This window comes from Natrinema sp. 1APR25-10V2 (genome assembly GCF_031626495.1).
Lineage (GTDB): Archaea > Halobacteriota > Halobacteria > Halobacteriales > Natrialbaceae > Natrinema.
Genome location: NZ_JAMQOJ010000002.1, coordinates 283,074 through 295,993 on the forward strand (window position 1 = coordinate 283,074; position 12,920 = coordinate 295,993).

General features: G+C 66.5%; 10 protein-coding genes and 1 tRNA gene. 5 read left to right on the forward strand and 6 right to left on the reverse strand.

Features of this window, described 5'->3' with window-relative positions:
* Positions 1-10: 10 nt before the first annotated feature.
* The 5 genes from NDO75_RS07135 to NDO75_RS07155 form a co-directional block, all read right to left on the reverse strand.
* Entirely contained in the window at positions 11-748 is a 738-nt protein-coding gene (locus NDO75_RS07135) for a fumarylacetoacetate hydrolase family protein (RefSeq protein ID WP_310905465.1), read from the reverse strand.
* A 91-nt stretch (positions 749-839) separates the two neighbouring features.
* Positions 840-1,688 carry a sugar phosphate isomerase/epimerase family protein gene (locus NDO75_RS07140; protein ID WP_310905466.1) on the reverse strand — a complete coding sequence of 283 codons (849 nt, stop codon included), beginning with the start codon at positions 1,686-1,688 and terminating at the stop codon, positions 840-842.
* A 416-nt stretch (positions 1,689-2,104) separates the two neighbouring features.
* The gene (locus NDO75_RS07145; RefSeq protein WP_345784895.1) at positions 2,105-3,004 is read right to left on the reverse strand and encodes a UbiA family prenyltransferase; all 900 of its coding nucleotides are present in this window, start codon (positions 3,002-3,004) and stop codon (positions 2,105-2,107) included.
* A 79-nt stretch (positions 3,005-3,083) separates the two neighbouring features.
* On the reverse strand, positions 3,084-3,914 hold the full coding sequence (locus tag NDO75_RS07150) for a sugar phosphate isomerase/epimerase family protein (RefSeq protein WP_310905468.1): 831 nt from the start codon (positions 3,912-3,914) through the stop codon (positions 3,084-3,086).
* Position 3,915: 1 nt separating this feature from the next.
* Positions 3,916-4,716, reverse strand: a complete 801-nt coding sequence (locus tag NDO75_RS07155) for a TatD family hydrolase (protein WP_310905469.1) — start codon at positions 4,714-4,716, stop codon at positions 3,916-3,918.
* Positions 4,717-5,016: 300 nt separating this feature from the next.
* On the opposite strand from NDO75_RS07155, the gene NDO75_RS07160 reads away from it, so the two are divergent.
* The 3 genes from NDO75_RS07160 (at position 5,017) to NDO75_RS07170 (ending at position 7,934) form a co-directional block, all read left to right on the forward strand.
* Positions 5,017-6,231 carry an inositol-3-phosphate synthase gene (locus NDO75_RS07160; RefSeq protein ID WP_310905470.1) on the forward strand — a complete coding sequence of 405 codons (1,215 nt, stop codon included), beginning with the start codon at positions 5,017-5,019 and terminating at the stop codon, positions 6,229-6,231.
* 35 nt (positions 6,232-6,266) lie between these two features.
* Complete coding sequence (locus NDO75_RS07165; protein ID WP_310905471.1) at positions 6,267-7,658, forward strand: alkaline phosphatase family protein; 1,392 nt, start codon at positions 6,267-6,269, stop codon at positions 7,656-7,658.
* A gap of 201 nt (positions 7,659-7,859) precedes the next feature.
* Positions 7,860-7,934 (forward strand) — tRNA-Glu (locus NDO75_RS07170).
* Between the two features lie 106 nt (positions 7,935-8,040).
* Here the strand turns inward: NDO75_RS07170 and NDO75_RS07175 are convergent.
* Positions 8,041-8,775 (reverse strand): MBL fold metallo-hydrolase, encoded by a 735-nt coding sequence (locus NDO75_RS07175; RefSeq protein ID WP_310905472.1) that lies wholly within the window; start codon positions 8,773-8,775, stop codon positions 8,041-8,043.
* 1,102 nt (positions 8,776-9,877) lie between these two features.
* Here NDO75_RS07175 and NDO75_RS07180 point away from each other — a divergent pair.
* Positions 9,878-10,816 carry a twin-arginine translocation signal domain-containing protein gene (locus NDO75_RS07180; RefSeq protein WP_310905473.1) on the forward strand — a complete coding sequence of 313 codons (939 nt, stop codon included), beginning with the start codon at positions 9,878-9,880 and terminating at the stop codon, positions 10,814-10,816.
* A gap of 15 nt (positions 10,817-10,831) precedes the next feature.
* Positions 10,832-12,829 carry a PQQ-binding-like beta-propeller repeat protein gene (locus NDO75_RS07185; protein WP_310905474.1) on the forward strand — a complete coding sequence of 666 codons (1,998 nt, stop codon included), beginning with the start codon at positions 10,832-10,834 and terminating at the stop codon, positions 12,827-12,829.
* Positions 12,830-12,920: the final 91 nt, after the last annotated feature.

Genomic DNA, 12,920 nt, shown 5'->3' on the forward strand with positions numbered 1-12,920 from the left:
CACGCGCCGATCAGGGAATCCGAACCGAGTGCTCGAGCGTGCCCACGCCTTCGACTTCGATCTCGATCTCGTCGCCGTCCGAGAGGGGGCCGACGCCCTCCGGCGTGCCGGTCGCGATCACGTCGCCCGGCTCGAGGGTGAGGTAGGTCGTAATCTCGGCGATGAGTTCCGGGATCGAGAAAATGAGTTGCTCGCGGGAGCCGTCCTGTTTCGTCTCGCCGTTGACGCGGGTCTGGACGGACGCGTCGGCCGGGACTTCGTCGGGGGTCGCCACGACCGGACCTATCGGTGCAGCGCCGTCGAAGGCCTTCCCGCGGATCCAGTTCTGTTCCTGGCGCTGGTCGTCGCGGTTCGAGAGGTCGTTGACGCAGGTGAAGCCGGCGATCACGTCCATCGCGTCGTCCTCGGAGACGTGGCGACACTGTTCGCCGATGACGACGCCGAGTTCCGCCTCGTGGTCGATCCGCTCCTTACCCGCAGGGAGGGTGACGGTGTCACCGTGAGCCGCCAGCGTGTTCGGCGGCTTCAGGAAGAGCATCGGTCGGTCGGGGACCTCCGAGTCGAGTTCCGCCGCGTGGTCGGCGTAGTTCTTGCCGATGCAGACGATCTTCGACGGTTCCGACGGCGGTAGCACGTCGATCTCGTCGCTCTCGAGGTCGTAGCGCTCGTCGGCGAACTGGACGGTGCCGTCGTGGTACTCGCCGCGGCGGACCGCGCCGGCCGGATCGCGGAAGCGGACGTATTTCATGCTCGGTGGAATGGGCACCGGGGATCAAAAGCGTTGAGAAGCCGGTGAGCGCGAGGGTTAGTTCGCGGAGCTACGCGTACGGCTCGCGCGTTTACACGTACGCTTCGAGCGCGTCGTACGCCTCCCGCGCTGCGCGATCGGGTTCGTCGGGGTAGGTGTAGAGTTCAAGCGTCGCGAACCCGTCGTAGCCGATCTCCTCGAGGGCGTCGAAGATCGGCTCGAACTCGAGGTCGCCCTCGCCGGGGATCCGGTGATAGTGTTTCCCCCGCCGGCCGCCGACGATGTCCTCGACGTGGACGCCCGTGATCGAGCCCGCACAGCGGCGGACGCTCTCCGCGACGTCCTCGCCGTAGACCGCCGCGTGACCCACGTCGAGGTTGACCCCCAGCGAATCGCGGCCTATGTCGTCGATCAACGCGAGGGTCTCGTCGGTGTTCTCGACCAGCAGTTCGGGCTCGAACTCGATGCCCACGTCGACCCCGCGGGGCTCGGCGTAGTCGAGGATTTCGTGCAGCGACTCGCGGAGGTACCCGTGGGCTGCCTCGGGCGGCGTCCCCGGTAGCGGGCGGCCGGTCGCCAGACAGACCGCCGGCGAGTCGACCGTCTCGGCGAGGTCAATCGCCCGCTTGGTGTAGTCGACCCGCCACTCGCGGGCCGCGTCGTCCGCGCGGATCACGCTCGGCTCGAAGAAGGCCGAGGGCGGCGCGTCGTCGTAATAGCCCATCGCCGTGTTGGCGTTGATATTGGAGACGGCGAGGTCGGTGTCGGCGATGGCCTCGAGCACGGCGTCGCGCTCGTCGTCGCCGAACTCGGGGAAGTAGGCGTGGGGGTCGTCGCCGAGCAGTTCGACGCCGGCGTAGCCGTGGTCGGCGATCCGGTACACCGCCTCCGGCAGGCCGTATTCGGTGTAGGCGTTCGTCGAGAAAGCGAGGTCGACCATCGATCTGTGCCCCGTACACCGGAGCGTAACTAATTCGTTTGCCCGTCACGCTCGACGGCGACCGAAAACGTCGACCAGTGGGCGGGGGCCACAGGTAACGCCAACGAGGTAACCGCTACTGTGGTGCCACTGGACCGCGGCGAACCGACGTGTGAGCTGCGGTCCGACCGTGTGCGAGGCCGTCGCGAGTGAAACGAGCGACTGCATGGAAGATGCGAGGCGTCTTCCAGTGGATGAGGGAGGAGCGTCGCGACGACCGAATCGGCTGGGGAGGACGTGGAAAACCCAGTTGCCATGCGGGCAGGGGCACGCTCATCGATCGTCTCTCGACGCACGCGTCACACCGCGATCTCGATACGCGCCCGCGCCGCGACAGACGGAGCCGATCTGACGGAGCGATCTCCTCACCGGCGGAATCACGTCACGTCGAACGCGCGTGAGAGACCTACCGCCGGAACGAGGAAAACGCCGGCAGCCACTCCCCAGCCGACCCCGACCACCGAGGCGAACGCCGCATCGAGCAAGACGAGCCCCAGAACGCACGCGCCGACCGCCGGCCCGACGGTGCTCGGAACGGGATCGGCGTACGCCGCTCGCAGGGGTCGCCCGACCCACCAGCCGAACGCAGCGACGAACGCGATCGCGAGTACCGCCTCGAGCCCCGACGGCTCACCGCCCACGAGAGACCAGCCGACGGCGAGGACAGCCGCGATCGCACCGCCAGCGGCGACCGCGACGGCACCCCGGCTCCCGCCCTCGGTCTCTCGAGCCGCCATGAACGTGACCGCGGCGATGTAGCCGGTGACGACGGCCGGAACGGGAAGTATCCGAATCGGCGACTCGAGTACGACGCTCCCGGCCGCGGTCGTCCCGAGAACGACGTTCAGGCCCCGCGTTGCGCCCATCGCGAGGAAACCCGCGGCCGATCCCTTCAGGAGGCCGTCGTAAGCGACGATCGCGGCGGCGACCAGCCCGGCAGCCACGGCCGCGGGGCGGCCCGCGACGACGAATGCGACCCCGACGGGGACGAGCAAGAACGCGGCTCCGAGCTCGAACGCCGCGCGCCGGGAGACCCGGCCGGAGGGAATCGGCCGATCGGGACGCTCTCGAGCGTCGATCGGCGCGTCGAAGGCGTCGTTGAGCGTCGTGCCGCCGGCGTAGAGGAGGGTGGAGGCGGCCGCCAGGCCGCCAACGCGGAGAGGCGACGGCTCGGCACCGATACCCGCGGCGGCCGCCAGCGCGGCTCCGAGGATCACGTCCGGCGGCGCGGTAAAGAGGTTTGGGACGCGGACCAGTTCGGCGTACGCGCCGGCCATCGTCCTCAGTCCAGACGCCGACCCGGCGGTAGCCGCGTCCGCTGTTTCGCCGCGATCCGACGACGTGCCGCCGGCCACCCTACGCCCACCCGCGTTCCTCGAGGAATTCCATCGCTCCGTTCGCGGTTTCGATCGGCGTCTCCTCGTAGGGGTAGAGTTCGACGGTGACGAAGCCGTCGTAGCCCCGATCCGCGAGTTCGCCGAGGAAGGCGTCGATGTCCATCGCCCCGTCGCCCAGTTGCGTGTGTTCGTGGGTCCGATCGGCAGGGATGTCCTCGAGGTGATAGTGGCTCGTATGCTTCCAGAGCGTCCCGACCAGTTCCGCGGGGCTCTCGCCGACGCAGTAGAAGTGGCCGGCGTCGAAGTTGCACTTCACGCGATCAGAGTCGACGCGCTCGAGCAGCGCGAGGAACTGGTCGCTCGTCTCGATCAGCAGGTCGGGCTCGGGCTCGACGAGGAGGTCGACGCCGACGTCCTCGGCAGTGGGGATCACCTGCTCGAGGCTGTCGACGAAGGCGTCCATCGCCCACTCGCGCGATTTCCCCTCGGGGATCGGCCCGCCGGGTTCGATCGAGATGTAGGGCAGGCCGAGATCGGCTGCTGTCTCGAGCGCCGCGAGGGTGTAGTCGATGCGCTGCTGTCGGTAATCCTCGTCCGGTTCGACGTACGAGGGGTGGTGGAAGTCCTCGATCGCGGTCAGCATGAAGGCGTTGCCGTTGCTGACCGCGATATCGTGTCGCTCGAGGACGTCTTCGACGCGGTCGCGCTCCTCGCCGGTCGCGTTCGGCGGGTAGAGGTGGGGCTCGTCGAACAGCAGTTCGACGCCGTCGTAGCCGGCGTCGGCGATCGCCTCGATGGCGTCCTCGAGTTGGTACTCGCGAAAGGCGTTGGTGGAGAAGCCGAACTGCATCTCAGACCTCGTAGTCGAAGTTCGGCGACTGGTCGAAGAACTCGTAGGGGTTCTCGAAGACGACTTTCCGGACCTCCTCGCGGTCCCAGCCCCGGTCGATCATCCGGTCGCGCGCTTTCGGTACCGCGAGCGGATCCGAGGGGTCCCAGTCCGCCGCGCTGTTGAAGATCATGTTGTCGGTGCCGTACTCCTCCAGGAGGTCGATCGCCGACGCGGCCTCGATCTTGCCGGGATAGAGGGTGAAGCCGATCCAGCAGTCGGTTCGCGTCGAGATATCGATCGTGTTCTCGGTGTTGTGGTCGATGATGATCCGGTCCTGCGTGACGCCCATCTCCTCGATGATCTCGACGATGCGCTCGGTACCCGACGGCTTGTCGGTGTGGGGCGTGTGGATGATGACCGGAAGCTCGCGGTCCTCGGCGATCTCGAGCTGTCGGCGGAAGGCCCACTCCTCGTCGTCGGTGACCTGGTCGAACCCGATCTCGCCGACGCCGACGACGGGATCGCGGTCTAGGTACTCCGGGATCCGGTCGACGACCTCCTCGGCCATCTCGCGGTAGTTGGCCTCCTTTGGCTCGAGGCCGATCGTCACGTAGTGGTCTACGTTCGCGGCCCGATCGGCACGATCGGTCTCGTGCTCGATAATCTGCTCGAAGTAGTCGAAGAACGACCCCGCGTTGCGTTTGTCCTGTCCGCTCCAGAACGCGGGCTCGATGCAGCACTCGACGCCCGCTCGTCGCGCTCGCCGGTAGTCCTCGGCCGAGCGCGATACCATGTGCATGTGAGGATCGATAATCCGCATACCGGCAGTCCGACGACGAAACGGTTTGGTGCTACTGGTCGTTCGATGGGCAAATCCGAGGTTGATACTGGTAGCCCGACCGGATCGGGCGGTAGAATACGGGGTCACAACGGCGCAAAACCGTATTACTCCCGCTACGGAAGCCATAACGAAAGTCGTCCGGTCTCGACATCCGTGAGATGCACTCCAGCGAACGAGTGACGGCAGTGGTGTGTCCACGTGCCACCAGCCACGCCGGCAGCGAGGGCGACGCACGTTGGCAGGACACCGCGACCCCACAACGCGAAGGACCGATTCCCGATGACTCAGGGGACTGAACCCGCGTCCGACGAGCGGACCGGTGTCTGGTTAGTGGGTGCGCGCGGGAACGTCGCGACGATGTCGATCGTCGGTGCCCGCGCCATCGCACAGGGAGCGAGCGACACGACCGGCATGGTCACCGAACGCGAGCCGGTCTCGAGCCTCGACCTGCCGCCGGTCGACGGACTCGTCTTCGGCGGCCACGACATCGAACCCGAACCGCTCGTTGCTCAGGCCGAGCGCCAGCGCGACCGCAACGGCGTCCCCGACGAGGAGACGCTCGCAGCGGTCCGGGACGATCTGGTCGCCATCGACGAGCGGATCGAGGTCGGCACGGCCGTCAACTGCGGTGCCGCTGTCTCCGAGGAGAGCGTGCACCTCGACGAGCGCCTCGCCGTCCGTGACGTCGTCGACCAGATCCGGGACGACTACGAGACGTTCCGCGACCGTCACGACCTCGAGCGACTGGTAGTCGTCAACGTCGCCTCGACCGAGCCCGAACTCGCAGAGCCGGAACGGTACGAGAGCCGAGAGGCCCTCGACCGCGCGATCGACGAGGACGACCGCGACCTGCCCGCGAGCGTGCTGTACGCCTACACCGCCATCGACGCCGGCCACCCGTTCGTCAACTTCACGCCGAGCACGGCAAACGCCCTCGGCGGGATCCGCGAACTCGCGGCCGACAACGGCGTTCCGCATATGGGCCGCGACGCCAAGACCGGCGAGACACTCGTCAAGTCCGCGCTCGCACCGATGTTCGCCGGTCGCAACCTGCGCGTCATGAGCTGGGAGGGTCACAACATCCTCGGCAACAAGGACGGTCTCGTCCTCGAGGACGAGGCGAACGCCGCGGGCAAACTCGCGAGCAAGGGCGACGTGCTCGACTCGATCCTTCCAGAGATCGGTCACAACCGGGTCCGGATCGACTACACCCCGTCGCTGGCCGACTGGAAGACCGCCTGGGACTACATCCACTTCGAGGGGTTCCTCGAGACCGAGATGAAGATGCAGTTCACCTGGGAGGGGTCGGATTCAGCGCTGGCCGCGCCGCTGGTCCTCGATCTCGTGCGACTGATCGCCCACGCCGACGAGCGCGGCGACGGCGGGCTCCAGCCACACCTCGCCTCGTTCTTCAAGGCCCCGCTCGGGGTCGACGAGCACGACCTCTCCCTGCAACTGAATCGACTGTACGACTACGCCGAGCAGCATCGCTGACGCCGACGTCTGCTTCCACGCGCCCCCGCAAACCAATGAGCGAACCCACGATTTCCGAGTCGACCGACCCCGGCCGAACGATCGTCCTCGACGTCGTCGGCCTCCAGCCAGAACACATCGACGCAGAGCGGACCCCGACGCTCGCGTCGCACTTTCCGACCGCCTCCCTGACCGACCTCCGGCCGCCGTTCCCCGCCGTGACGGTCCCGGCCCAGACGACGCTAGCGACGGGACAGGGACCGTCGGCTCACGGCGACGTCTCGAGCGGCGAGTACGACCGCGAACGTCAAACCGCCGAGTTCTGGGAGCGCGACCGCGACGGCCGCGACCGCGTCTGGGAGACCGCCAGCGACGACGCGGGAGTGACCACCGGCGTGTTGAACTTCCAGCACCTGATCGGGACCAGCGCCGACGTGGCGGTCACCCCCTCGCCGATCGAGGACGAGAACAACGATCTGATCGAGATGAACTGCTGGACGAACCCCGACGGCTTCTACGACGACCTCTACGAGGAACTGGGACACTTCCCGCTGCACAACTACTGGGGGCCCGGCGCGAACGAAGCGGGAAGCCGCTGGATTCTCGCGGCCGCCCGCGAGGCGATCGACCGGTTCGATCCCGACTTGCTCTGGATCTACGTCCCGCACCTCGATTACGTCGGCCAGAGTGACGGCCCCGACAGCGACGCTTTCGACGAGGAACTGGCGGTCGTCGACGACCTGCTCTCCGAGTTCCTCGCTCACCTCTCCGGGACCGACCGCTGGGACGAGACGCTGCTGGCCCTCGTCAGCGAGTACGGCTTTCACGAGGTGGATCGGCCGGTCTTTCCGAACCGCGCACTCCGCGAGGCCGGCCTGCTCGAGACCGACGCCGACGGCGACGCCGACATCGCCGGCTCGGACGCGTTCGCGATGGTCGACCACCAGATCGCACACGTCTACGCCGACGAGCGATCGCTCGACGCCGCCCGCGACGGGCTCGCGGGGCTCGAGGAGATCGACGACGTGCTCGACGAGGCGGGGAAGGCCGAGTACGGCATCGATCACCCGAACGCGGGCGACCTCGTCCTCGTCGCGGAGCCCGACGCCTGGTTCCAGTACTACTGGTGGGACGACCGCGGGGATGCGCCGCCGTACGCGGACGAGATGGACATTCACGCCAAGCCCGGCTTCGATCCCTGCGAACTGTTCTTCGGCGACCAGGGCCTCGTCTCGCTCGACCCCTCGAAGGTCAGCGGCTCCCACGGCCGCGTCGACGAGTCGGCCTTCGGCTGTTTCGGCCTCGGCGGCCCGGCAGCACCCAGCCTCGAGGGCGACGGGCCGGTCGACGCGACCGACGTGACGCCGACGTTCGTGGATCTGCTGGGGCTCGAGGGGGAACTCGAGATGGCGTTCGATGGCGAATCGCTTCGGCGGTCCGGGGAGTGAACGGTTGGGTAGCGGCGTTCTCGAGGCGTCGATTCCCGTTGCTGTCGGTGAAATAACCGGTCAGCGTGCGTGATATCGTGGCACTGCTGCCGCGGAACGGAACGTTTTTCATTAGCCCTCGGCAAGGTGCAGTTGCGAGATACGCTCCCGTTGGCGAGACGGACGGTGTCCGTCGAGGCCTGGAGCGTAAACGCAGTGAACGCTCCGTTGGTGTAGTCCGGCCAATCATTTCGGCCTTTCGAGCCGATGACCTGGGTTCAAATCCCAGACGGAGCATTTCTGTCGTATCCATCCGAGTGCCAGCGGTAGCGCAGTCGATTCCGGTTTTGTGGCCGACCGAGCACCGAGAAAAGGGCGACCGCCGAAAACAGTTCGCCCGCGATCAGACGGCATTTTCGACGACATCGGCCATCCGTCCGGTCCACGGGTTACCGTGGCCCGGCAACAGGGCAACCTCGCCGAGCGACTCGAGTCTCGAGAGCGAACGCCGCGCTTGCTGATGGTCGCGATTCAGCCACGCTGGCAGGAGTCGTGGTGAACGGCCGCGCCACGTCTCGAAGTCGACCGTGGCGAGGGCGTCGCCACAGAGGAGAACGTCGCGATCGGGCAGCCAGAACGCCGCTTCGCCCTCGGTGTGACCGGGGACGTGTACGACCCGCGGCTGTCCGGGGACGTCCAGTTCGTCGCCGTCGGAGAACGTTTCGACTCCCGTAACCGGCGGGACGGCAGTCCCGTCCGATCGGACGACCTCGACGAGATACCGCGCGACCGCCGGCCGCCAGAGGTGCTTCGCGAATTCGCCGAGCGGCGGGTCGCCGCCGTCGCGCGCTCGCTGGACGTCCGCCTCGTGGAGCCAGACCGGGACGCCCGCCTCCCGTAACCGCTCTGCGAACCCGATATGGTCGGGATGGGCGTGAGTCAGGATGCAGGCGTCGATAGCCGTCACGTCGCGTCCCATCGAATCGAGGCGCTCGAGCAGCTGGCTCCAGTGGGTTGGAAAACCCGTATCGACGACGGTCAGGCCGTCGTTCCCCTCGACGAGATACCAGTTGACGCGGTCGCTGCCACACCGATGGACGCCGTCGACGGCGTCGAGTTGCGTTTCGAGTAGTGCCATGTTCGTCTCACCTCGGTCGCGTTCGGCGAAGCCGTTACTACCCCGCGACGAACGCTCGTGTCCGCTCGACAATTACTGTGGGAGTCGGTGTCTCCGCGGCCGTCCCCGCTGACCGGACGCCTCCGGCCGCGACGATCGCCGTGACCGGGCCCCGCTAGCCGGGTCGATAGCGGAGTTCTCTCCGGTTCGAGACTCGACGGGTCCGCGTCGGCGTCCGGCGTCGCGTATCCGTACAGCCGGCCGAGGGATCGGCCGGTAGTTCCGTCCCCTTCATGGCCGCCGTCTTCCGTTCCGGCCCCGTCGCCGGACGCTCCGACGGTGCCGTTTCCTAGCGAGAGCGCGGCGCTGGCCCCGAGTGCCTTCAGTAGCGGTCGCCGCTCGAAACCGAGCGAGTCGCCTCTCGTTTCGTCGGACGATTCCTCGGTGGTATTTTCGTTCGTCGCTGACGTTGAATCGTGCTCCCTCCTCGCTCAGCATTCAGTCTGCGGCACCGCGTCCGTGACATCGGTACGAGAGCCGATGAAATTCCGTCACCGTTCCGCGAGACAAATCGACGGCTAAAGCCACTCAGCGAATCGATCGGCGCTCCAAGTTCTGATTAGGCACCCGACCCGCAGGGCCGCGGCTCCGGGCGGATCGCCTCCTCCACGACGGTATCCATAGTGCGTGCCCAGAACTTGCCGCTGTCGCGCGTCCGAAGCGGTCGTCCGGACGAGTCTCACGAGGAGCGAACCGCGCTCCATCGCAGTCGGCCGTTCGAGGGCCTCTCCTCGAGTGGCACACACCGTCTCTTTGAACGTCGCGCTGTGGTCGAACGGCATTCGGTCGTTCGGAACCAGACGATCAGACGCTCTTCGCTGCGTCGAAGACCGATAACTGACTTCCGGCCGGTAAACCCGCGGAACGACACAGGGCGGCGAATTCGATCGAAACGTTCTGTTGAACGATCGAGAGCTGTTCTAACTAGATATTATGCATTCGCACCACATTCTACACCTAGTATTGATTGGTCGGGCGGGATCGAGCTGACGAAGAAATACGCGCTAAACACTGCAACTGTGGGAACTGCTAATGGCGATAATGTTGTTGGCCAACAAGTGTCATGGCATACGGTATCAACCCAGAAGAACGATACAGTTACGGGGAGGTCAGCGACGAGAACCGTCGCGAGTTCCTGAAGGCGCTCGGCGTCGTCGCCGGCGGTGCCGTCGCCGGTGCAACGCTCGACGATCTCCGGACGGAGGTCTCGAGCGGCGCGACCGAGGGCCTCGCCGAAATGGGGCAGGCGGTCCAGGAGGGCTTGACCGGGACGCTCGACGAGGCGCTGCTAACCGAGCAGTTGGCGGCGCTCGAGGGGAGCTTCGGAATGCTCTCGGAGCTCGAGGCGATGGGTGTGCCCGAACAGGACGCGTCGGCCTACCAGGAACTGACGACGGCGGCGTGGGCGATCAACGATCACCTGTCGGAGGTGGGTTTCTTCGCGAGTGCTGAGGCGAACCTGCCGGCGTTCACGGCCGACCACATCGAGCAGACGACGCGACAGCTGTTGCACATCAACGCCTTGCCGGCGACGCTGTCGGAGGTCGGGTTCTCCGAGCAGGAACAGACGGCGCTGGTGGTGAACATCGTCAACGCGCGCGAGCAACTCTCGTGGTGGATGAAGACGCCGGCCTATCCGCCGGCGGACGCTGTCGACGACGGCGTCGTCCACGAGTACGTCGCGCCGCTGCACCAGCGGGCGGCCGAAGGGTCACTGCTGTGGATCGATGGGCTCGATCACTTCCTCTGGCAGCGCGAACCGCTGATCACCGGCGAGATGATCGACCGCGGGCTCTGGGACGTCAAGTCGATGCTCGGCGGGTACTACCTGCTGGCGTCGGCCGCGCGCGACCTCGCGGCCGGCGACATCGCCGACGACCATCTCACGACGCTGACGACCGCCAGCACCGCGCTCATGATCATCGCCCAGGAGTTCCTGATCGGCGACGTCGTCCGGATCACGGACGAGAAGCGGGCGCCGAGGACTCCGGCGAGCGACTAACGAGGGTGACCAGCAATGACCTACGAATCCCACCTCATCGAACTACCGGAAGACGCACCGTGGAACGAAAAACCGGGCGAATCGATCGTCAGACAGGGCGACACGGATCAGATCCCCGAAGTAGACGTCACCGAACAGGACCTCGCCGAAACGGGCGAGAACCCCGAGAACTGGCTCATTATGGGCGGTTCGTACCAGTCCCAGCGCCACACGACCGCCGACGTCATCACGCCGGAGAACGTCGGCGATCTCGAGACCGAGTATCGACTCGAGGTCGCGGACCATCCGAACGACTTCCAGGGGTCGCCGATCCTCGTCGACGGCGATCCGCCGATCATGTACGTCACGGTCGGGCCGGATCTGCTGTACGCGATCAACGCCCGGTCAGGCGAGATCCTCTGGCGACACTTCTATCGACCTCTCGTCGGCGCGTCCGACACGACACCACCGGCCGAGCGGGGGGCCGCGGTCCTCGGTGACACGGTCTACAAGAGCACGCTCGATCTGGGCGTCATCGCGATCGACCGCTACACCGGCGAGGAGCAGTGGTACTACAACGGCGCAGCTGCCTACCGCGGCGAGGTCGCCGACGACCTCATGCACGAGGAACTGAAGTGGGAACGCTCCCGCGGGACCACGTCCTCGTTCCCGCCGCTGATCTATAACGGCATGCTGATGAAGGGCAGCTTCGGCGGCGAGTTCGGCGTCAGCGGCTTCTTCGACGGCATCAGCCTCGAGGACGGCAGTCCGCAGTGGCGCGTCAACATGACGCCGCCCCACGAGTGGGTCGGCGAGTCCTGGCAACACGGCGGCGCGACCGCCTGGGCGTCGGGGGCGCTCGAGCCCGATTCGGGATCGGTCGTCATTCCGTCGGCGAACCCGGGGCCGTGGTACGGCACCGTGCGGCCGGGCTGGAACCCCTACTCCTGCGGGAAAGTCGCGGTCAACGCCGAGGACGGCGAGTACCAGTGGCACCATCAGGACTCGCCCCACGACTGGTGGGACTACGACTCGCCGAGCCCGCCGGTCGTTTTCGAGGCGGAGGTCGACGGCGAGACGAAGAACTTCGCGACCTGGCCCGGCAAGACCGGCTGGGTGTACACGGTCGACATGGAGACCGGCCAACTCGAACAGCGCAGCGACGAGTTCGTCCAGCACCTCAACACGTTCAACCTCCCGCCCTACGACGACCTCGACAGCGCGCCCTGGATCATGCCGGACCTCATCGGCGGCACGAATCCCCAGCCGAGCGCGTACGACCCCGAGACGCAGACGCTGGTCGTCAAGGGGACCAACTACCCGATCAAGTTCTCCTGGTTCGAAACGGAGTACCAGCCAGGCGAGATCTACATCGGGATGGACACCGTGCGCCGGACGGAGCCGGTCAACGTCGAGGAGGAAGAGGAGCAAGTGACCGGCGAAGAGGTGGAAGAGGGCGAACAGCGCGAGGGCGACGAGGTCGGCAACGAGACCGCCGGTAACGAAACGGCCATGGGCAACGAGACCATCGGCAACGAAACCGTCGGCAACGAGACTGCCGGTAACGAGACTGCCGGTAACGAGACGGACGGCGGCGATCTCCACGAGGAAGCGGGAGACGAAGGAGAAGAAGAGGAGGAGGAAGAAGAGGAAGAAGGGACGCAGTTCGCCGACGAACCGGTCGAGGAGTGGAACCAGAACGCCGGCGTGATCGCCGGTATCGATCCGCTCACCGGCGAGGTGAAGTGGCAGAACTGGTTCAGCTGGCGAGTCGGGCCGCCGTGGGGCGGCTCGCTGACGACCGCAACGGGCGTGACCTTGGCCGGCGGTCCCGGCGGCTACCTCCACGCCTTCGACACCGAGTCGGGCGAACGCCTATCGACCAACGTGGTCGGCAATCACGGCGTCGACGGCGCACCGATCAGCTGGTACGACCCGAACGAAGGGAAACAGTACGTCGCGATCACCGGCGGCGGCGGCAACCAGGTCGAGGAAGAAGGCAACACGATCGCCGTCTACTCGCTGCAGGAGTAACGCCGCTGAACCGGATCGCCGACGGAGTTTTTTCGCGTCGAAAACAGGAAGCCGCGAACAGCGGTCGGTACGTCGGGACGGGACGACTCGA